We start from the raw sequence: 21,534 nt of genomic DNA, 5'->3' as shown, positions 1-21,534 counted from the left end.
CCGAGGAGTCCCCGTGCCGAAATACCCTGCGCACCACGACGCAACGGAGCCGCCCGCACTGCTCAGCACCCCCGAACTGAACCGGACCGCCTGGGACCGGGCCGCCTCCCGGATGCTCGCGAAGATGCTCGGTGAATTCGCCTACGAGGAAGTCATCGAGCCGGCTCCGCGAACCGCCGGCGGCAGCACGTACACCCTTCCGCTGGACGACGGCGGCAGCCTCACCTTCACCGCCCGGCGCGGTGTGTACGGGAGCTGGCGGGTGGACCCCGAATCGATCCGGGAGTCGGACTGCGCGGCCGCGGAGAACGACGACGCCCGCGACGAGGACGGCGTCCCGTTCCGCGATCCGCTGCTGTTCCTCACCCGGGCCCGCCGCCTCCTCGGCCTCGACGGCGCCACACTCGGCCACCTGGTCCGGGAGCTCACCCACACGCTCGCCGCTGACGCCCGCCTCGATCACACCGCGCTCACCGCGGCGGAGCTGGCCGGCCTCGGCTACGCGGAGCTGGAGGGCCACCAGACCGGCCACCCCTGGATCGTCGCCAACAAGGGCCGCCTCGGGTTCTCCGCCACCGACGCCTCCCGCTACGCCCCCGAGGCCCGCGAACCGGTCCGGCTGCCCTGGCTCGCCGTCTCCCACCGGATCGCCGAGTACCGGGGCGTGCCCGCCCTGGCCACCCCGGACAGGCTCTACGCACAGGAGCTCGACCCGGCCGTCCGTGCCTCCTTCGCCGACACCCTGCGCCGCGGCGGCCTCGACCCGGACGGCTACCACTTCCTGCCCGTCCACCCCTGGCAGTGGGACGAGTGGATCGTGCCGCTGTTCGCCCCGGCCATCGCCGCCGGTGACATCGTGCCCCTGCCCGCCGACCCGGACGTACGGCTTCCGCAGCAGTCCATCCGTACGTTCGCCAACATCGCGCGGCCCGACCGGCACACCGTCAAGCTCCCGCTCTCCATCCTCAACACCCTGGTCTGGCGCGGACTGCCGACCGAACGCACCGTCGCCGCGCCCGCCGTCACGGGATGGGTGCAGGGACTGCGCGACAACGACCCGTTCCTGCGCGACACCTGCGGCGTGATCCTGCTCGGCGAGGTCGCCTCGGTCACCGTCGAGCACCCGCTGTACGACCACCTTCCCGAGGCCCCGTACCAGTTCAAGGAGATCCTCGGGACGATCTGGCGCGAGCCCCTGCCGCCGCGCCTAGCACCGGGGGAGCGCGCCCGTACCCTCGCCTCCCTGCTCCACACCGACCCCGGGGGACGCGCTTTCACGGCCGAACTGGTGGCCCGTTCCGGGCTCGCGCCCACCGTCTGGCTGACCCGGCTCTTCGCCGCCCTGCTGCCGCCGCTCCTGCACTTCCTCTACCGCTACGGCACCGTTTTCTCCCCGCACGGCGAGAACGCGATCGTGGTCTTCGACGAACAGGACGTGCCCGTGCGCCTCGCGATCAAGGACTTCGTGGACGACGTCAACGTCAGCGCCCAGCCGCTCCCCGAGCACGACACCATGCCGGACGACGTGCGCCGCGTCCTGCTGACCGAGGAGCCGGCCTTCCTCACCCAGTTCATCCACTCCGGCCTCTTCACCGGCGTCTTCCGCTTCCTCTCCCCGCTCTGCGAGGAGCAGCTGAGCGTCCCCGAGGGCGAATTCTGGTCACTCGTGCGGGCGGAGATCCTGCGCCACCACGCGCGGTTCCCGGAGCTGAAGGAGCGGTTCGAGATGTTCGACATGCTGACCCCGCGCATCGACCGCCTCTGTCTCAACCGGAACCGGCTGCACCTGGACGGCTACCGCGACCGGCCCGTACGCCCGCACGCGGCGGTCCACGGCAGCGTGGCCAACCCGCTCCACCTGCCGGCGTGAGGCCGGGAGTGGCCGCCGATGTCAGTGGCGCCCCGTAGGCTGGCCGGGCTATGACGAAGCCATCCCTCCCCGAGCTCCTGCACGCCGCCGTGACCGCCGTCGGCGGTACGGAGAGGCCCGGCCAGGCCGCCATGGCCACCGCCGTCGCCGAGGCCGTGGACGACCAATCGCACCTGCTCGTCCAGGCCGGCACGGGGACGGGCAAGTCGCTCGGCTACCTGGTGCCGGCCCTGGCCCACGGCGAGCGCGTCGTCGTGGCCACGGCGACGCTGGCCCTCCAGCGCCAGCTCGTGGAGCGGGACCTGCCGCGCACGGTGGACGCGCTGCATCCGCTGCTGCGCCGCCGCCCCCAGTTCGCGATGCTCAAGGGCCGGTCGAACTACCTATGCCTGCACCGCCTCCACGAGGGCGTGCCGCAGGACGAGGAGGAGGGGCTGTTCGACCAGTTCGAGGCGGCGGCGCCGTCCAGCAAGCTCGGCCAGGACCTGCTGCGCATGCGCGACTGGGCCGACGAGACGGAGACGGGCGACCGGGACGACCTCACCCCCGGTGTCTCGGACCGGGCCTGGGCGCAGATCTCTGTCTCCTCGCGGGAGTGCCTGGGCGCCGGCAAGTGCGCGTACGGGGCGGAGTGCTTCGCCGAGCAGGCCCGGGAGCGCGCGAAGCTCGCCGATGTGGTGGTCACCAACCACGCGCTCCTGGCGATCGACGCCATCGAGGGCGCCCCGGTGCTCCCGCAGCACGAGGTGCTGATCGTCGACGAGGCCCACGAGCTGGTCTCCCGGGTCACCGGCGTGGCGACCGGTGAGCTGACTCCGGGCCAGGTCAACCGAGCGGTGCGCCGCGCCGCGAAGCTGGTCAACGAGAAGGCGGCAGACGCGCTCCAGACCGCCTCGGAGGGCTTCGAGCGGGTGATGGAGCTGGCGCTCCCCGGCCGCCTGGAGGAGGTGCCCGAGGACCTGGGGTACGCGCTGATGTCCCTGCGGGACGCCGCGCGCACGGTGATCTCCGCGATCGGCTCCACGCGGGACAAGTCCGTCCAGGACGAGGACGCGGTCCGCAAGCAGGCGCTGGCCTCGGTCGAGTCCATCCACGCCGTCGCCGAACGCATCACGCAGGGGTCCGAGTACGACGTCGTCTGGTACGAGCGGCACGACCGGTTCGGCGCCTCGGTCCGCGTAGCCCCGCTCTCCGTCTCCGGGCTGCTGCGCGAGAAGCTGTTCACCGAGCGCTCCGTCGTCCTGACCTCGGCCACGCTCAAGCTCGGCGGCGACTTCAACGGCGTCGGCGCTTCCCTGGGGCTCGCCCCGGAGGGCACCGCCGGTGAGGACGTGCCGCAGTGGAAGGGGCTGGACGTCGGCTCGCCGTTCGACTACCCGAAGCAGGGCATTCTGTACGTCGCCAAGCATCTGGCGACCCCCGGCCGCGAAGGCTCCCGTACGGACATGCTGGACGAGCTGTCCGAGCTGGTGGAGGCGGCCGGCGGACGCACGCTGGGGCTCTTCTCGTCCATGCGGGGGGCCAAGGCGGCGGCGGAGGAGCTACGTGGCCGGCTGGACAAGCCGATCCTGCTCCAGGGCGAGGAGACCCTGGGCGAGCTGATCAAGAACTTCGCGGCAGACCCGGAGACCTGCCTCTTCGGCACGCTCTCGCTCTGGCAGGGGGTCGATGTGCCGGGTCCGAGCTGTCAGCTGGTGGTCATGGACCGCATCCCGTTCCCCCGCCCCGACGACCCGCTGATGAGCGCCCGCCAGAAGGCAGTCGAGGAGGCCGGGGGCAACGGCTTCATGGCGGTGGCCGCCACGCATGCCGCTCTTCTGATGGCCCAGGGAGCGGGCCGTCTTGTACGGGCCACCGGGGACAAGGGCGTCGTCGCGGTCCTCGACCCGCGCCTGGCCAACGCCCGGTACGGCAGTTATCTGCGGGCCTCGCTGCCCGGCTTCTGGTACACCACGGACCGCAACCAGGCCCGTCGCTCCCTCGCCGCGATCGACGCTGCTGCCAAGGCCGAGGGACAGTAGCCCTCAGCGCCGTACCCGAACCGCCAAAGGCGTGCGTACACGACGAAGGCCCCGGCGTCGGCGTCGAGCCGGACCGGGGCCCTGGTCTGCCAGAGAGTGCGGGGCTCAGACCCGGCGCAGCACCGCGACGACCTTGCCGAGGATCGTCGCCTCGTCGCCGGGGATCGGCTGGTACGCGGCGTTGTGGGGGAGCAGCCAGACGTGACCGTCCTCGCGCTTGAAGCGCTTCACGGTGGCCTCGCCGTCCAGCATGGCGGCCACGATGTCCCCGTTCTCCGCGACGGGCTGGCGCCGGACGGTGACCCAGTCGCCGTCACAGATCGCGGCCTCGATCATCGAGTCGCCGACGACCTTGAGCACGAAGAGCTCGCCGTCGCCGACCAGCTGGCGGGGGAGCGGGAAGACGTCCTCGACGGACTCCTCGGCGAGGATCGGCCCACCTGCGGCGATCCGGCCGACCAGCGGCACGTACGACGCGGCGGGCTTTCCCGTCGTGTCCGTCGGCTGGGTGCTCGGCTGGTCGGAGCCGCGCACCTCGTAGGCCCGGGGGCGGTGCGGGTCACGGCGGAGGAAGCCCTTGCGCTCCAGGGCCATCAGCTGATGGGCGACCGAGGAGGTGCTGGAGAGGCCCACCGCCTGACCGATCTCCCGCATCGACGGCGGGTAGCCGCGCCGCTGCACGGAATCCCGGATGACCTCGATCACCCGTCGCTGCCGGTCCGTGAGCCCCGAGCTGTCGGCCCGGATTCCGGGAGGTCGTCCAGGGAGCGAGCGCGCTGGGCGCCCGGGCTCCGGGCCCTCCGTGTTCGTGACTGAGTCATTCATGGCATGCACCGGCTCGAGTCGGCTCTGGGAGCGGTCCTGGGCAGTGATGATGGCACTGTCTGCGGTGGTGGTCACGTCGGCGGCCCCTCTCGAATGGTCTCCCTGGCTGGCACAACGGTAGTAGCTTTCGAAAGGTTGCGCCAAACACACGTTCGAGTGAAAAACGAATAAAAGGCTGTCGGGGCTTCGCCGTGAGGTGTATGAGGCTGCGTACAGTGCGCGACGCGGCGGGCTCCGGCCGCCCTCCGGGCGGGCGGTGGCGGGCGGTCTCCGACGGTATCCCCGAGGGGGTCCGGAGCGCGCCGGGGGGTGGCCGCCCGGTCGTCCGTCGTCCGGGTGCTTCCCGTACCCTCTTGGTCGGTCGTACGCTGCCTTCCGGCCGCCCTCCGGCGCGACACGCGCTTAGGGCCAAATGCGCGGCCGAACCCAAGATCTAGTGGTTGGATTGTTCCAGCCGCCCAGAGGTTGTGGTCCCCCGTCTATCGGGGGTGCGGTCATCGCCTATGCTTGAGACCGCTTCGAAGGCCCTTGGCGGGGCCTGAAGAGGCTATTCAGTCGTGCTGTGAAGGAGGGTTGGGAGCCATGCACTGCCCCTTCTGCAGGCACCCCGACAGCCGGGTCGTCGACAGTCGCACCACCGACGACGGGACCTCGATCCGCCGGCGCCGCCAGTGCCCCGACTGCTCCCGCCGCTTCACCACGGTGGAGACCTGTTCGCTCATGGTGGTCAAGCGCAGCGGCGTGACCGAGCCCTTCAGCCGCACCAAGGTCATCTCCGGTGTGCGCAAGGCATGCCAGGGGCGGCCCGTCACCGAGGACGCCCTCGCCAAGCTCGGCCAGCGGGTCGAGGAGGCGGTGCGCGCGACCGGCAGCGCGGAGCTGACCACGCACGACGTGGGCCTGGCCATCCTCGGCCCCCTGCAGGAACTCGACCTCGTCGCCTACCTGCGGTTCGCGTCCGTGTACCGGGCGTTCGACAGCCTCGAAGACTTCGAGGCCGCCATCACGGAACTCCGTGAGCGGCGGCCCTCCGTGGAGGAGAGCGGGAGCGGCGAGGCCCTGGTGGTCCCCGTTCCCGCCGTCGCCGCCGACTGAGCGGCAGCCGCCGGCCGCGCCGATCCGGGGATCGGGCGGGCCGGCACCAGGACCTTGCTCCGGGCGACGTATGACGAATGCGGCGGCCGAAGCATCAGACACACACTGTGCCCGGGGAAGTTCTCGGCACTTCAGGGCGTTTTTGCCCACATATGGGAGGCGGCATGACAGAGACGGCGAGCGGCCCGGCACGAGGTTCCCGCAGCAAGGGGACCAAGTCGACTGCGTCCAAGCAGGGCCTGCGTATCGAGCGCATCCACACCACCCCCGGCGTGCATCCGTACGACGAGGTGACCTGGGAGCGCCGTGACGTCGTCATGACCAACTGGCGCGACGGCTCGATCAACTTCGAGCAGCGTGGCGTCGAGTTCCCCGACTTCTGGTCGGTGAACGCGGTCAACATCGTCACCAGCAAGTACTTCCGGGGCGCCGTCGGCACCCCGCAGCGCGAGACCGGTCTCAAGCAGCTGATCGACCGGATCGTCAAGACGTACCGGAAGGCCGGCGAGGACTACCAGTACTTCGCCTCCCCCGCCGACGCGGAGATCTTCGAGCACGAGCTGGCGTACGCCCTCCTGCACCAGATCTTCAGCTTCAACTCCCCGGTGTGGTTCAACGTCGGCACGCCCCAGCCGCAGCAGGTCTCCGCCTGCTTCATCCTGGCCGTCGACGACTCCATGGAGTCGATCCTCGACTGGTACAAGGAAGAGGGCATGATCTTCAAGGGCGGCTCCGGCGCCGGCCTGAACCTCTCCCGTATCCGCTCCTCCAAGGAGCTGCTCTCCTCCGGCGGCAACGCCTCCGGTCCCGTCTCCTTCATGCGGGGCGCCGACGCCTCCGCCGGAACCATCAAGTCCGGTGGCGCCACCCGCCGTGCGGCCAAGATGGTCATCCTCGACGTCGACCACCCCGACATCGAGAACTTCATCGAGACCAAGGTGAAGGAGGAGGAGAAGATCCGCGCCCTGCGCGACGCGGGCTTCGACATGGACCTGGGCGGGGACGACATCACGTCCGTCCAGTACCAGAACGCCAACAACTCGGTCCGCGTGAACGACGAGTTCATGAAGGCCGTGGAGTCCGGCGGCAAGTTCGGGCTGCGCGCCCGGATGACCGGGGACGTCATCGAAGAGGTCGAGGCCAAGTCCCTCTTCCGCAAGATGGCCGAGGCCGCCTGGGCCTGCGCCGACCCGGGCATCCAGTACGACGACACGATCAACCACTGGCACACCTGCCCCGAGTCCGGCCGGATCAACGGCTCGAACCCGTGCAGCGAGTACATGCACCTGGACAACACCTCGTGCAACCTCGCCTCGCTGAACCTGATGAAGTTCCTCAAGGACGACGGCAAGGGCAACCAGTCCTTCGAGTCCGAGCGCTTCGCCAAGGTCGTCGAGCTGGTCATCACCGCGATGGACATCTCCATCTGCTTCGCCGACTTCCCGACCGAGAAGATCGGCGAGAACACCCGCGCCTTCCGCCAGCTCGGCATCGGCTACGCCAACCTCGGCGCCCTGCTGATGGCGACCGGCCACGCGTACGACAGCGACGGCGGCCGCGCGCTCGCCGGCGCCATCACCTCGCTGATGACCGGCACCTCGTACAAGCGCTCCGCCGAGCTGGCCGCCGTCGTCGGCCCGTACGACGGCTACGCCCGCAACGCCGAGCCGCACCAGCGCGTCATGAAGCAGCACGCCGACGCCAACGCCGTGGCCGTCCACGCCGACGACCTGGACAACCCGATCTGGGCCGCCGCGACGGAGGCCTGGCAGGACGTGCTCAGGCTCGGCGCGAAGAACGGTTTCCGTAACGCGCAGGCCTCGGTCATCGCGCCCACCGGCACCATCGGTCTCGCGATGTCCTGCGACACCACCGGCCTCGAGCCCGACCTCGCCCTGGTCAAGTTCAAGAAGCTGGTCGGCGGCGGCTCGATGCAGATCGTCAACGGCACCGTCCCGCAGGCCCTGCGCCGCCTGGGCTACCAGGAGGAGCAGATCGAGGCGATCGTCGCCCACATCGCCGAGAACGGCAATGTGATCGACGCCCCCGGTCTGAAGACCGAGCACTACGAGGTCTTCGACTGCGCGATGGGCGAGCGCTCCATCTCCGCGATGGGTCACGTGCGCATGATGGCGGCCATCCAGCCGTGGATCTCCGGCGCGCTCTCCAAGACGGTGAACCTGCCGGAGACGGCCACCGTCGAGGACGTCGAGGAGGTCTACTTCGAGGCGTGGAAGATGGGCGTCAAGGCGCTCGCGATCTACCGCGACAACTGCAAGGTCGGCCAGCCCCTCTCCGCCAAGACCAAGGAGAAGGAGAAGGAGGCCGTCACGGCCAAGGCCGAGGACACCATCCGTACCGCGGTCGAGAAGGTCGTCGAGTACCGCCCGGTCCGCAAGCGTCTGCCCAAGGGCCGGCCCGGCATCACCACCTCGTTCACGGTCGGCGGCGCCGAGGGCTACATGACCGCCAACTCCTACCCGGACGACGGCCTGGGCGAGGTCTTCCTGAAGATGTCCAAGCAGGGTTCGACCCTCGCGGGCATGATGGACGCCTTCTCCATCGCGGTCTCGGTCGGCCTGCAGTACGGCGTCCCGCTGGAGACCTACGTCTCGAAGTTCACCAACATGCGCTTCGAGCCGGCCGGCATGACGGACGACCCGGACGTGCGGATGGCGCAGTCGATCGTCGACTACATCTTCCGCCGCCTGGCGCTGGACTTCCTGCCCTTCGAGACGCGCTCGGCGCTCGGCATCCACTCCGCCGAGGAGCGTCAGCGCCACCTCGACACCGGCTCCTACGAGCCGACGTTCGAGGAGGAGCAGCTGGAGGCCGAGACGCTGGCCCAGACCGCCCCGGTCCGGACGGAGACCCTGAAGGCGGTCGCCCCGGTCCAGGAGACCGAGAAGGCCGAGCCGCGGACGGCACACACCTCGGCGGAGCTCGTCGAGATGCAGCTCGGCATCAGCGCGGACGCCCCGCTGTGCTTCTCCTGCGGTACGAAGATGCAGCGCGCGGGCTCGTGCTACATCTGCGAGGGCTGCGGCTCCACCAGCGGCTGCAGCTGATAGACGCGTGTGAGTGCGGGCAGGCCTTCTCCGGAAGGCCTGCCCGCACTCGCTCGTACGCGGCGCCTACGCGCCGAACGCGCGGCCGCCCATCGCGGCGGCGAACTCGTCGGGCTCGCCGTCGAAGCCCCGGACGGTGCCGTGGAAGCCCCAGCCGCCGGAGTCGTCCCGTACGAATTCGGCCACGACGGCCGCGGTGGCGGCGCCCACCGCGGAGAAGTCGTCCTCGGCCAGCGTCGTGTAGCCCTCGCGGATCTGGACTCCGGTGTTCTGTATGGCCCCGAACGTCTTGCGGCCGTCGCGCTGCTGGATGGCGACGCCGACGACGACCCGTGCGTAGGCGTCCGACAGCCGGTCCAGCTCCAGCGTCATCACCTCGTCGTAGCCGAGCCCCTGTCCCGTCCTGCTGTCACGGTTGAGCGTGATCGTGCCGTCGGGCGCCCGGCTGTCGAAGTGCACGAGGTACGCGGGACTGCCGTACGGCTCGTCCGCCGGGTACGTCGCCGCGATGATGTCGAGGTCGTTGGGCGTCTCGCCCCGGTCGCTGGGATCCCACTTGATCCGCACCTCGACCTTTTCGAGGTCCTTGTTGGGAGTGGTCATCGGACTTCCCTCCTGGGCGCGGGGACGGCGCTCCTGTTCCTTCCCCCGATCATGTCGGCAACTTCCCGCCGAACCAACCGGCTTGGGGACGAGCGGCTGAAACGGGCCAGGATCGGGCGCGAGACGGCCGGTTCCGGTAAACTCCGTGGGAGCGTGACCCACGCCACGTCCGGCCGCCGTACGATGGCGCCGTGCTGGTCAAGTGGATTCGCTGCAGTGTGTCGGACCGTCGGGGATTCGAACGGGGGCAGCGGAAGTGGGCGGGGCTGCTGGGTGAACCGGGCTTCAGGGGGCAGGGCGGCGGCTGGAGCCGGGGCCGGCCGGAGGTGGCGCATGTCTTCGCCTTCTGGGAGAACCGGGTCTTCTACGACTCGTTCATGGCGCGCGGCCACGACACCCTGGCCGCGGCGCAGGCCGGTACGTACAAGGACCTTCAGGTCAAGCTGTTCGAGTACCGCTTCGACGTGAAGACCGGGTTCGAACCCCGCTTCACGGACGCCGACGTGCTCAGGGTGGCCCACAGCCGGGTCCATGAGGACCGGGTCGAGCACTTCGCGCTGATGCAGCAGCGGGTGTGGAACCCGGCGATGGCGGGGTCGCCCGGCATGCTGCGCGGGATCTTCGGCGAGGCTCCGGGGCACGAGTTCCTGGTCCTGTCGATGTGGCAGTCCAGCGCGGAACGCGGAAAGTACCGTCCCGGAAGCGTCGACCGGCTCTCGCAGCGAGCGGGGACCGAAGAAGACGTGGCCGCGCTCGCCGGCGACGTGGTGCAGCTCGAACCGTCCTGGACGGTGTGACGGCCCGGGAGCGGGGTACGCCGACGACATGCATCGACGATTTCCGGACAGGCGCTCGAACATCGACGACTCGATCTAGGGTCGTTGTATGGCACGACCGCAACGCATCGTTCTTGTCCGGCACGGTGAGTCGGAGGGCAACGCCGACGACACCGTGTACGAGCGCGAGCCCGACCACGCTTTGAAGCTCACGCCCACGGGGCAGCGGCAGGCCCGCGAGACCGGGGTGCTGCTGCGCGACCTGTTCGGCGAGGAGCGGGTCAGCGTGTACGTCTCCCCCTACCGGCGCACCCATGAGACGTTCGCGTCCCTCGGCCTGGACGCCGGGCGCGTACGGGTACGCGAGGAGCCCAGGCTGCGCGAACAGGACTGGGGGAACTGGCAGGACCGCGACGACGTGAGACTCCAGAAGGCCTACCGGGACGCGTACGGCCACTTCTTCTACCGCTTCGCCCAGGGCGAGTCCGGGGCGGACGTGTACGACCGGGTCGGCGCCTTCCTGGAGAGCCTCCACCGCAGCTTCGAGGCGCCCGACCACCCGCCGAACGTCCTCCTGGTCACCCACGGACTGACCATGCGGCTTTTCTGCATGCGCTGGTTCCACTGGTCCGTGGCCGAATTCGAATCGCTTTCCAACCCCGGGAACGGGGAATCGCGGACGCTGCTTCTCGGCAAGGACGGGCGCTACACGCTCGACCGCCCCTTCGAGCGCTGGCGTACTCCTGAGCCCTACGGCATCACCGGATAGAGTGGAAGCGATGACCGAATCCGCTTCCGACCAGCGCCTCGAGCGGGCCCTTGCCAGCCTGCGCGGCCTGTCCGTGGGAGACGCCCTGGGCTCCCAGTTCTTCGTGCCCGCCAACTATCCGCTCCTCAAGGACCGCGCCCTCCCGCCCGGGCCGTGGCAGTGGACCGACGACACGGAGATGGCCTGTTCCGTCGTCGCCGTACTCCGGGAGCATGGCCGCATCGACCAGGACGCTCTCGCCCACTCGTTCGCGCACCATCACGACTTCGACCGCGGCTACGGCCCCGCCGTCAACCGCATGCTCCGCCTGGTCCGCGAGGGCGGCGACTGGCGCGAGCTCGCCTCCTCCCTGTTCAAGGGGCAGGGCAGCTGGGGGAACGGCTCCTCGATGCGCATCGCGCCGCTCGGCGCCTGGTACGCGGACGACCCCGAGCAGGCCACCCACCAGGCCGAGATCTCCTCGTACACCACGCACCAGCACCGTGAGGCCGTCGTCGGTGCGATGGCCGTCGCCGCCGCCGCGGCGCTCGTCGCCTCACCGGCCGGGCCACCGGCTCCGGAGGACCTGCTGGACGGGGTCGTCGCGCTCGTCCCGCGCAGCGCCGTCGGTGCCGGGCTGCGGCGGGCCCGCGACATGCTGGACTACGAGGACGCGGGCACCGTCGCGGCGGTTCTCGGCAACGGACGCCGCACCAGCGCGCACGACACCGTCCCGTTCGCCCTGTGGTCGGCGGCCCGGAGCCTCGGCGACTTCGAAAGGGCCTTCTGGGTGACCGCCCAGGCCGGCGGCGACGTCGACACCACCTGCGCCATCGTCGGCGGAGTGGTCGCGGCGACCACCGCGGGCGCGCCTCCGGCGAGCTGGGCGGCCAAGACCGAAGCTCTGCCGGAGTGGTCTGCGGGAGCAGAGGCCCTGCCGGGCGGCACGAGGCAGTAGCCGGTCCGGCGCGCGACGGCCGGCTTCGCCCAGGGGCGGCCGGCTTCGCCCAGGGGCGGGCGGCATCGACCGGGGACGGCCGGCTTCGCCCAGGGCGGGCGGCACAGGGCTCGGGCGCGGCTGCCCGGCCTTGGGGTGTGGTCGCCTGGCCATCGCCCGTGACTGTCACGGTCCTGCCACAGCACGGCCTCTCACGGCCGGTGGCTGTGACACGGGGTTACTCTTTCGGCCACGCCGCCCTCGGTGATCATGGCCCCGGGTGCGCACCGAATGAGACGCCGGGGGCCGCGCGCTGTCCAGAGGCACGCGTGGGCGGACCCCGGTGGGGAGGGGTCCCATGTCCGAAATACCGTCAGGTTCATTTTCATCCAATCCCGAGCCCGCGCCGGAGGAATCCGCCTCGTCCCGGCCCGGGCCGGACACCTCGGGGCCGCCGGGCACAAGGCCGCCGGGCACCCCGGGTCCGCCGGGCACAGGGCCGTCGGACGCCTTGGGGTCGGAGTCTCCGGAGGAGCGGGCTCCCGACGCAGCGTCCACGTCGGACCGCCCGGCATCGGGCGCGGGATCCGAGACCGCGACCTCGCAGTCGTCGGAGCCGTCGCAGCCGTCGCAGTCCGAGGCGACCGGGAGGGCCACCCGGCTCGCCGGCGCGCAGGCGGACAGTCGCATCCCCATGCCGGCCGTCGCACCCGATGCCGACGCAGAGCCCGCGCGCGCCACCATCGACGCGACCTCGGGGCAGGGTGTGCCCGCGGCGGCGCCCGAGCCGCCGAGGATCCCCGCCTACGCGGCGCAGCAACCGGGTGGACCGAGGCAGGCAACTCCCTGGGCAGCTCCGCCTCCCTCGTTGGTCACGCGGCTCCGGGCCATGAAGCCGGGGCCCGTCCACACCGGCACCCTCGTGGCCGCTCTCGCGACGGCACTGCTCAGCACGGCGCTGCTGGGGGACGGTATCGGGCTGAACCTGCTTCTCGTGGCGCTGCCCGCTTCGGCCGGGGCGTACATCGCCGCGCGTGCGGCCGGCCGCACGCTGCGCCCATGGACCGCGGTGTGGGGGATCGGGGGACTGGTGCTGCTGGGCGTCCCGGCACTTCGGGACGCCGGCTGGCCCACGTTCCTCGCGATCGTGTCCGCTCTGGCGCTCGGCTCGCTGGCGCTGCACGGCAGCAAGAGCTGGCTCGGCGTCTTCCTCGGCTCGTCCCTCGGTCTGTTCGCCTCCTTGTCCCCGGCGCTGGGCTGGGGCGCCCGGGGTGTGCGCGACCGCATGTCGGGGTCACGGGGGCACTTCGGGGTCCTGTTCCGGTCCGTGGCCGTGGCCGTGGTCCTGCTCATCGTGTTCGGTGCGCTCTTCGCGAGCGCCGACGCCGCCTTCGCCGACCTGCTGGGGAACCTCACCCCCGATGTATCCGTCGGTGACAGCCCGTGGCGGATCTTCCTTGGCCTCCTCGGACTCGTAGGCGCGCTCGCCGCTGCCTACACCGCCGCCGCCCCGGTCCGCTGGGACGGGGTGTCCCTACGGCCGGGCAAGGCGCGCGGGCGGCTGGAATGGGCGATCCCGCTGATTGTCCTGAACCTCCTCTTCGCCGCCTTCCTCGCCATTCAGCTCACGGTGCTCCTCGGCGGTTACGACAAGGTGATGGCCGAGACGGACCTCAGCTACTCCGAGTACGCCCGCCAGGGCTTCTGGCAATTGCTCTGGGCCACGGTGCTCACGCTCGGTGTCATCGCGCTGGCGCTTCGCTGGGCACCGCGCGGCGGCGCCCGGGACCGCACCCTCGTCCGCGCCGTGCTCGGCATCCTGTGCCTGCTCACGCTCGTCGTGGTCGCCTCGGCCCTTCGACGCATGGACCTCTACGTCGACGCCTACGGTCTGACCAGACTGAGGATCTCCGTGGCCGCCGTGGAACTGTGGCTCGGCGTGGTCCTTGTCCTGATCATGGCGGCCGGTGTCTTCGGCTCCCGGCTGCTGCCGCGCGCGGTCGCGGCGAGCGCCGCCGTCGGCGTGCTGGCCTTCGGCCTCGTCTCGCCCGACGGTCTCATCGCCGAGCAGAACGTCCAGCGTTACAGGAACGACCATTCGATCGACATCGAGTACCTCAAGGGCCTGTCGGCCGACGCGGTACCCGCACTCGACACCCTGCCCGAACCCTTGCGTTCCTGTGCTCTGCAGGACATCCAGCGGACGCTCCTGGACTCCGACGAGCCCTGGTACGCGACGAGTTGGGGCGAGAGGCGAGCCCGGGACATTCTCGGCGACTGGGACCCCGGCTACCGTGCGCTCGACTGCCGGGGCCTGAGCTCCGGTGACAACGGCGACACGCGCGGCGGCGGCACGGGCGACGACTACGACCCGTACGACCCGTACTGATCCCGGATCCCGGCCCCGCCGGAGAGGAGGTATCGGTGCACCCGCGCGCCTCGTTTCGGCGGCGCCGGCGGCACCGATCATGTGGGTCGCCTCCTCGGGAGGCGGCCCGCAACCGCCGTCGCGTCCGCCGCGCTAGGCCACCGGCCCTCCCGCAGCGGCTTTGCCGCTCAGCGCGTCCAGGTCGCTCTTGCGCACGCGGATGACCAGCAATGCGGTCAGCAGGGCGAGAGTCGCCATGGCAACCGCCGCCAGGAACGCGGTGGATATGCCCTCGGTGAGCACCGCGTGGCCCCAGTTCCCCCGCAGCTCCCGGGTCTTGGCGAACTGCGCCTTCTGCTCCGGCGACGCCTGTGCCAGGAACGAGGGCACCTGCTTCTCTGCCTCGTTGCGACTGGCCGTGCCGAAGACCGTGACCAGGATGGACAGTCCCAGCGAGCCGCCCACCTGTTGGCTCGCGTTGAGCAGGCTGGACGCCGCACCGGCTTCGTGCTGGGCGACTCCGGAAACCGCGGTCAGGGTCAGCGTCACGAAGTTCAGCCCCATGCCGAAGCTGAACACGAGCATCGGGCCGAGGACTCCCGCCACGTAGGAGCTGTCCGAAGAGATGAACGTGAGCCAGAACAGGCCCGCGCCGGCCAGTGCCGAACCAGTGATCATGAACGGTTTGGGTCCCAGAACCGGCAGGAACCGCTGGGAGAGCCCCGCTCCGATGATGATCGAGACCGTCACGGGCAGGAAGGCCAGTCCGGATTCGATGGGGCTGTAGGCCAGGACGTTCTGCACGAACAGCACGATGAAGAAGAACATGCCGAACATGGCGGCGGCCAAGCTGAGCATGATCACGTACGTACCCGAACGATTCCGGTCGGCGAACATCCGCAAGGGGGTGATCGGCTCCTTGGCCTTCATCTCCACGAGAACGAACGCGGCGAGCAGAACCACCGCGGCGCCGAACGAAGCCAGCGTGAGCGAGTCCCGCCACCCCTCCTCGGAGGCCCGGATGAACCCGTAGACCAGCGAGGCCATGCCCAGGGTCGAGGTCAGGGCACCCGATATGTCGAAGCGGCCCGAGTGCCGGTCGGACTCGTTGATGTACATCGGAGCCAGGAACGCGATCAGCACGCCGATCGGCACGTTCACGAAGAAGACCCAGCGCCAGTCCAGCCACTCGGTGAGCATTCCGCCCGCCAGAAGCCCGATCGCGCCGCCACCCGCCGACACCGCAGCGAACACGCCGAAGGCGCGGTTGCGTTCGGGGCCCTCGGGGAACGTCGTGGTGATCAGTGCGAGAGAGGTGGGTGAGGCGATGGCGCCGCCGATGCCCTGGAGCGCGCGAGCGGTGAGCAGCTGCCAGGGCTCCTGGGCGAATCCGCCCAGCAGCGAGGCGAGGGTGAAGATGAGAATGCCGGCCATGAACACCCGGCGGCGGCCGAGGATGTCACCGGCCCGGCCGCCGAGCAGCAGCAGTCCGCCGAAGGTGAGCGTGTAGGCGCTGAGGACCCAGGACAGATCCGTGGTCGAGAAACTCAGGGCGTCCTGGATGTGCGGGAGCGCGATGTTGACGATTGTGGAGTCGAGCACAACCATCAACTGACAGGCGGCGATGACGGCAAGGGCGACCCCCGGGCGGCCTTGCCGGCGAGCCGCACCCGGCGTGCTCCGTGCGTCTAACTGAGAGGTTGTCACTGAAGGTCCCCCACAAGAGAATTAGTGAACGGCTCCGTTCACTGTTCGGCCGACGCTACTGAGTCCCCTCCAGTGAACGCAAGCGTTCACTGCGATCTTGTTGACGGATGCGCCCGGAGCCGTCGATTCCGGCCGGGGGCTGCTCGACCCCCGCGCCGCCTCCCTGCCTCCGCACCCGCCGATTCCCTGTGGTCGGAGAATTCGCGGAGGCGAACCGAACCTGTTTGATGGAGAGAAGATCATGGTCACTTCGCGATCGGCCGCCACCGCTCGGCAGCCGGTGGTGTCCCTGCGCCGCCGGGGATCCGTGCTGGAACGCGCGATCCTTGAGGCGGCGCTGGAAGCGCTGAGTACGGTCGGCTGGAACGGCCTGACGATGGAAGGCGTCGCCGCCGGTGCCCAGACGGGAAAGGCTGCGATCTACCGACGCTGGTCCTCGAAGGAGGAGCTGGTCGCCGAGGCGCTGCGCAGCGCCATGCCGGCACTTGGCCGGGCCCCGGACTCGGGCAACGTCCGCGACGACCTCTACCAGCTGTGCCGCGGCATGCGTGACGCGATGCTCTCCACCTCCGGCTCGGCCCTGCGCTCGGTCATTCACGAATGCGACGCCGGAACGGCTGAACGCTTCCAGTCCGTAATCCTCGACGGGGTGATCCGTCCGTCGACCGAGCTCATCAGAGAAGTGGTGAGCCGGGGGGTCGAGCGGGGCGAGGTGGGACCCTGGGCCATGAACGAGCTGGCCTTCGACGTGATCCCCGCGATGATGATGTACCGCACCAAGGTGTGCGGCAGCGAGTGGAACGACGCGGAGATCGAGGCGCTGATCGACCAGGTCGCCGTGCCGTTCTTTCGTTCCAGCGCGCTCTGAGGCCCGACCCGAAGCCGCGCGTCCCGAGTCGTGCGACGACTCGCCGGGCGCGCGGGCACCGTCGCGGGCGTCCGAGGGGCGCCCCCGGGGTGTTCCTGGCGTTCCCACCGGCGTACGCTGACAGACGCCATGCCGTACGAACCACCCACGCATACCGTCGAGCGCTCACTGCGCGCCACCACCGGCGCCAAGACCGTCGCAGGTGTCGACGAGGTCGGACGCGGAGCGTGGGCGGGCCCCGTCACCGTGTGCGCGGCGATCACCGGCCTGCGCAGGCCCCCCGCCGGGCTCACCGACTCCAAATTGATCAGCCCGAAGCGCCGGGCCGAACTCGCCCCGTTGCTCGAGAGCTGGGTGACCGCGTACGCCCTCGGCGACGCTTCACCCCAGGAGATCGACGAACTCGGCATGACCGCCGCACTCCGCCTCGCCGCCGTGCGCGCCCTGGAGGCGCTGCCCGTCCGCCCCGACGCGGTGATCCTCGACGGCAAGCACGACTACCTCGGCAGCCCCTGGCAGGTTCGTACCGTCATCAAGGGCGACCAGTCCTGCATCGCGGTGGCCGCGGCATCGGTGATCGCGAAGGTCCGCAGGGACGCCGTGATGGCCGAACTCGGCGCGGAGAACGGCGAGTACACCGACTTCGCATTCGACACCAACGCCGGCTACCCGTCCCCCGTGCACAGGGCCGCACTGGAGGAGCGTGGGCCCACCGCCCACCACCGTCTCTCGTGGTCCTACCTCGACGCGCTGCCCCGGTGGCAGCACCTGAAGAAGGTCCGCTTCTCCGCGGAGGCGGCCGCACTGGAAAGCGGGGGCCAGCTCGGCTTCGACTTCTGATCGCGCACATGTGCCCACCCGCTGATGCCCGAGGCGTCGGCGTTTGATAGACAACCACCCATGCCTCTCATCCCCGAGGAGCCTCAGATTCACGAGAGCGCCCAGGGTCCCCGCGCCACCCCGGCCACCGGCCGCGCCGCGTCGACCCCTCGTCCCGTACCCGGTCCGCGTACAGCGGCCACGCCGCGCCCCGGTCGTCCTGGCCCCGCGCCCCGGCCTGCGCCCCCGGCGCAGCGCCAGCACCCCACCTCCGGCCGACCCCAGGCGGCGCGGCCGGAGAATCGTTCCGCACCGCAGCTCCAGATCATCCCCGCATCGGCCGACGGCGCACTCGACGCCGCGGACGAGGCGGTGGACCTGCTGCTCGACTCAGGCCGCGCGCCCGGCGACATCCTGGTGCTGACCACGGGCGGACAGCACCCGTGGGCCGTCCACGAGCTGTCCTTCGGCGAAGCCGCCTACTGGGCCCACCAGGAAGCGGGCGACGACGTCTTCTTCGCCGCTGCCGCGGCAGCGGACCAGGTCAAGCCCCGGCCCGTGGTGGTCGTCGCGGTCAACGGCCCGGCAGACGACGCCGCCACGCGGGCGCTGTCCAACGCCCGGGAGTCCGCTCGCACGCTGTTGATCGTCTGCGGCGAGCCGCAGCACATCAACGCCGCGCTCGGCGCCGGCGTCTGAGCCACGCGGACGCCGCATGGGCGGCGACCGCGGCTTCCGGCTCGTGGTGACCCGTACGCGTTCACCGACCCGGCTGCCTGTGGGAGCGGCCGGGCGGTGTGCGCTCAACGAGCGGCGGACCGGTGCAGTGCCTGTGCGGCGCCTCCACCCCTGCGCGACGGCACCTGATCCCGGTCCAGCGAGGTGTCGGCGAGCGAGGAAGGCTGCGAGATGGAGCTCGGGCGACGCCCTCCGCGGCCCTCGCCCAGCACCTGCCAGCCGCCGCTGGTCAGTGTGATGTACGCGCCGCACCGCAACCCGTGCAAGGTGCAGGCGTCCCGCAGTCCCCACATCCACGCTCCGTCCTCCTCCGTCCAACGCTCGTCGCCCTCGCGGCAGTAGAGCAGCACCGCGGTGCGGACGGGCGTACGGCGGCGCAGATCGTGCGGGATGACGCGGCGCAGGTGCGCCAGCAGCGAGTTCCGGAATTCCCAGCCGTCCGCCGTCACCGAGCGGCGGGCGAACGAGGCGCTCGCCGCCAGGCGCTCCTCGTGGTCCAGGACGGCGACCACGGCGGTGGCGGGGGTCGGCCGATGTCTGGCGTGCAGCCCGCTGACCACCTCCCGCGGACTGCGCAGCAGAGGTATGCCTGCCGCTGCCCACTCGGCCGGTTCGAGCATTCGGGAAATGCGGTTGGCGGAGTCGGCGCCTGCCGACATGGCTGCGGACGGAGCGAATCCGAAGGTCACGGTCCTCCCTTCGCATACGCGCCCACGATGCGGGCAGGGTCGGGTGAGGGCGCGCCGCGGCACAGCCCTTTCGGGCCCGCGAAAGGACCGTGCGGGGAGCGAGTCCAATTCTTCCTGGCGTATCGGCAGGCGGCAACGAGCAATTGAAGCGGCTGACGGTAATCAGCCGGAATGACACGGATATCCCTGCCCAGACCTGCCACGGCTGACGCCCCCGTCACGCCTGAACAGCGAGGACCAGCGGAAACACCGCCTTCGCCCCTGCACGCCGCAGCAGCCGCGCCGCCACGGCGAGGGTCCAGCCGGTGTCCGAGAGATCATCCACGAGCAGTACCGGCCCGCCCGCGGCCGCCAAGGACTCCGCCAGCTCCGGCCCCACGACCAGCTTCTCGTGCAGAGCCCGGACACGCTGGGCGCTGTTGGTCTGCGACGTCCGGACGTCGTCGGCGCCCGGAGCCAGGTCCACCCGCCCGAGCAGAGGCATGCGGCCCACATCCGCGATGCGCCTGCCCAGGGATTCGATGAGCTGGGGCCTGCTCATCGACGCGACAGTGACGACACCGACCGGGCGGGGCGTGGCGTCCTCGGCCCCTGATGCCCAGCCGCCGGGGCCCCGGGCCCAGTCGGCCAGCACGGACACCACGGCGTCGGCGACATCGTCGGGCACCGGGCCGTCCGGCGCCTGGGCGCCCAGCATCGGGCGCAGCCGATTGCCCCACCCGATGTCGGAGAGCCTGCCCAGAGCCCGACCCGTACCGGAGAGCTCACCCGCCGGGATACGGCCCTTGAGTTCGACACCGACCGATGCGAGCCCGGTAGGCCACATCTTCCGTGGTTCCACCTCCACGCCCGGCCGGCCGAGCTCCCCCTTCGCGGTGTCCAGCGCGGCGGAGGACACCTTCTCGTCGAACCGCGCACCGGCGCAGTTGTCGCAACGCCCGCACGCGGTCGCCTCCTCGTCGTCCAGTTGCCGGCGCAGAAACTCCATCCGGCAGCCGTCGGTCGTGGCGTAGTCGCGCATGGCCTGCTGCTCGGCTTCCCGCTGCCGGGCCACCCAGGCGTACCGCTCGGCGTCGTAGACCCAGGGCTCGCCCGTAGCCGTCCAGCCACCCTTCACCCGCCGGACCGCCCCGTCGACATCGAGCACCTTGAGCATGGTCTCCAGCCGTGTGCGCCGCAGGTCGACCAGTGGCTCCAGGGCGGGCAGCGAGAGCGGCCGCCCGGCCTGCGCCAGCGCGTCGATGGTGCGACGCACCTGCTCCTCCGGCGGGAAGGCGACCGACGCGAAGTACTTCCATATGGCTTCGTCCTCCTTGCCCGGCAGGAGAAGCACCTCGGCGTGCCCGACACCGCGTCCGGCACGGCCCACCTGCTGGTAGTAGGCGATGGGGGAGGAGGGTGATCCGAGGTGGACGACGAAGCCGAGGTCGGGCTTGTCGAAGCCCATGCCGAGAGCCGAGGTCGCCACCAGCGCCTTGACCCGGTTGGCCAGCAGATCGTCCTCGGCCTGCTGCCGCTCCGCGTTTTCCGTGCGGCCGGTATAGGAGGCGACGGTGTGCCCGCACTGGCGGAGATAGGCGGTGACCTCCTCGGCGGCCGCGACCGTCAGGGTGTAGATGATCCCGGAGCCCGGGAGTTCCTTGAGGTGGTCGCCGAGCCACGCCAGCCGGTGCGCCGCGCCGGGCAGCCGCAGTACTCCGAGGCTCAGACTCTCGCGGTCCAGCGGTCCCCGCAGAACGAGCGCGTCGGTGCCGACGCCGGTGCCCAGTTGCTCCGCCACGTCGGCGGTGACCCGGGCGTTCGCCGTGGCCGTGGTGGCGAGGACCGGGACGCCGGCGGGGAGGTCGGCGAGCATCGTCCGCAGCCGCCGGTAGTCGGGCCGGAAGTCGTGGCCCCAGTCTGAGATGCAGTGCGCCTCGTCGACGACGAGCAGCCCGGTGGCCGCGGAGAGCTGGGGCAGCACATGGTCCCGGAAATCGGGATTGTTGAGCCGCTCGGGACTGACGAGCAGCACATCGACCTCACCGGCGGCAACCTCCGCCTGCACGGTCTCCCACTCCTCCGTGTTGGACGAGTTGATCGTGCGCGCGCTGATGCCGGCCCGGGCCGCCGCCGCAACCTGGTTGCGCATGAGCGCCAGTAGCGGCGAGACGATGACCGTCGGCCCGGAGCCGCGGGCACGCAGCAGGGAGGTCGCGACGAAATACACCGCGGACTTGCCCCAACCCGTGCGCTGAACGACCAGCGCTCTTCGCTTGTCCGCGACGAGTGCCTCGATGGCCCGCCACTGGTCCTCACGCAGCCGGGCGGTGCCGGTGGCGTCACCCACAAGTCGGGCCAGTACGGAGTCGGCCGAAGCCCTGAGCTCTGCGCGGTCTGCGTTGGTCATGCCTCCATGCAAC

Annotated in this window: 16 protein-coding genes; 11 read left to right on the top strand and 5 right to left on the bottom strand. The window is 70.7% G+C overall.

The features are described from left to right. Positions 1-13: 13 nt before the first annotated feature. Positions 14-1,870, top strand: coding sequence for an IucA/IucC family protein (locus tag BLW14_RS07350; RefSeq protein WP_093705522.1), 1,857 nt, complete (start codon positions 14-16; stop codon positions 1,868-1,870). A 50-nt stretch (positions 1,871-1,920) separates the two neighbouring features. Then, positions 1,921-3,891, top strand: coding sequence for an ATP-dependent DNA helicase (locus BLW14_RS07345; protein ID WP_093705520.1), 1,971 nt, complete (start codon positions 1,921-1,923; stop codon positions 3,889-3,891). 105 nt (positions 3,892-3,996) lie between these two features. On the opposite strand, the gene lexA is transcribed toward BLW14_RS07345, so the two are convergent. Next, a complete protein-coding gene (gene lexA / locus BLW14_RS07340; RefSeq protein WP_026171816.1) occupies positions 3,997-4,791 on the bottom strand; it encodes a transcriptional repressor LexA in 795 nt (264 codons plus the stop codon). 507 nt (positions 4,792-5,298) lie between these two features. On the opposite strand from lexA, the gene nrdR reads away from it, so the two are divergent. After that, positions 5,299-5,811, top strand: a complete 513-nt coding sequence (gene nrdR, locus BLW14_RS07335) for a transcriptional regulator NrdR (protein ID WP_093705518.1) — start codon at positions 5,299-5,301, stop codon at positions 5,809-5,811. A gap of 164 nt (positions 5,812-5,975) precedes the next feature. After that, positions 5,976-8,879 carry a vitamin B12-dependent ribonucleotide reductase gene (locus BLW14_RS07330; protein ID WP_093710669.1) on the top strand — a complete coding sequence of 968 codons (2,904 nt, stop codon included), beginning with the start codon at positions 5,976-5,978 and terminating at the stop codon, positions 8,877-8,879. A gap of 66 nt (positions 8,880-8,945) precedes the next feature. Here the strand turns inward: BLW14_RS07330 and BLW14_RS07325 are convergent, their stop codons facing one another. Beyond that, a complete protein-coding gene (locus tag BLW14_RS07325; protein WP_093705516.1) occupies positions 8,946-9,482 on the bottom strand; it encodes a TerD family protein in 537 nt (178 codons plus the stop codon). Between the two features lie 191 nt (positions 9,483-9,673). On the opposite strand from BLW14_RS07325, the gene BLW14_RS07320 reads away from it, so the two are divergent. The 4 genes from BLW14_RS07320 to BLW14_RS07305 all read left to right on the top strand — a co-directional run bounded on the left by BLW14_RS07320 (position 9,674) and on the right by BLW14_RS07305 (position 14,332). Further along, on the top strand, positions 9,674-10,279 hold the full coding sequence (locus BLW14_RS07320) for a YdbC family protein (RefSeq protein ID WP_093705514.1): 606 nt from the start codon (positions 9,674-9,676) through the stop codon (positions 10,277-10,279). Positions 10,280-10,367: 88 nt separating this feature from the next. Beyond that, positions 10,368-11,027, top strand: a complete 660-nt coding sequence (locus BLW14_RS07315) for a histidine phosphatase family protein (protein ID WP_093705513.1) — start codon at positions 10,368-10,370, stop codon at positions 11,025-11,027. A 10-nt stretch (positions 11,028-11,037) separates the two neighbouring features. Continuing rightward, positions 11,038-11,964: an ADP-ribosylglycohydrolase family protein gene (locus tag BLW14_RS07310; protein WP_093710668.1), complete on the top strand. Its 927-nt coding sequence runs from the start codon at positions 11,038-11,040 to the stop codon at positions 11,962-11,964. An 868-nt stretch (positions 11,965-12,832) separates the two neighbouring features. Beyond that, complete coding sequence (locus BLW14_RS07305) at positions 12,833-14,332, top strand: DUF4153 domain-containing protein (RefSeq protein ID WP_093710667.1); 1,500 nt, start codon at positions 12,833-12,835, stop codon at positions 14,330-14,332. A gap of 132 nt (positions 14,333-14,464) precedes the next feature. Here BLW14_RS07305 and BLW14_RS07300 read toward each other — a convergent pair whose 3' ends face one another. Further along, positions 14,465-16,018 (bottom strand): MFS transporter, encoded by a 1,554-nt coding sequence (locus BLW14_RS07300; protein ID WP_093705511.1) that lies wholly within the window; start codon positions 16,016-16,018, stop codon positions 14,465-14,467. A 241-nt stretch (positions 16,019-16,259) separates the two neighbouring features. Between BLW14_RS07300 and BLW14_RS07295 the strand changes: the two genes are divergently transcribed. The 3 genes from BLW14_RS07295 (at position 16,260) to BLW14_RS07285 (ending at position 18,404) form a co-directional block, all read left to right on the top strand. After that, the gene (locus BLW14_RS07295) at positions 16,260-16,886 is read left to right on the top strand and encodes a TetR/AcrR family transcriptional regulator (protein ID WP_093705509.1); all 627 of its coding nucleotides are present in this window, start codon (positions 16,260-16,262) and stop codon (positions 16,884-16,886) included. A 129-nt stretch (positions 16,887-17,015) separates the two neighbouring features. Next, positions 17,016-17,726, top strand: coding sequence for a ribonuclease HII (locus BLW14_RS07290; RefSeq protein ID WP_093705507.1), 711 nt, complete (start codon positions 17,016-17,018; stop codon positions 17,724-17,726). A 60-nt stretch (positions 17,727-17,786) separates the two neighbouring features. Beyond that, a complete protein-coding gene (locus BLW14_RS07285) occupies positions 17,787-18,404 on the top strand; it encodes a hypothetical protein (RefSeq protein ID WP_093705505.1) in 618 nt (205 codons plus the stop codon). A 104-nt stretch (positions 18,405-18,508) separates the two neighbouring features. Here the strand turns inward: BLW14_RS07285 and BLW14_RS07280 are convergent, their stop codons facing one another. Together BLW14_RS07280 and BLW14_RS07275 are read right to left on the bottom strand one after the other, a co-directional pair. Next, complete coding sequence (locus BLW14_RS07280; protein WP_093705504.1) at positions 18,509-19,132, bottom strand: hypothetical protein; 624 nt, start codon at positions 19,130-19,132, stop codon at positions 18,509-18,511. Between the two features lie 217 nt (positions 19,133-19,349). Continuing rightward, positions 19,350-21,521, bottom strand: a complete 2,172-nt coding sequence (locus tag BLW14_RS07275) for a RecQ family ATP-dependent DNA helicase (protein ID WP_093705502.1) — start codon at positions 21,519-21,521, stop codon at positions 19,350-19,352. Between the last annotated feature and the right edge of the window lie 13 nt (positions 21,522-21,534).

The organism is Streptomyces sp. 2131.1 (assembly GCF_900105515.1).
GTDB classification, from domain to species: Bacteria; Actinomycetota; Actinomycetes; order Streptomycetales; family Streptomycetaceae; genus Streptomyces; species Streptomyces drozdowiczii.
Note: the sequence above shows the minus strand (reverse complement) of the source record. Positions and strands in the feature narration are given on the sequence as shown.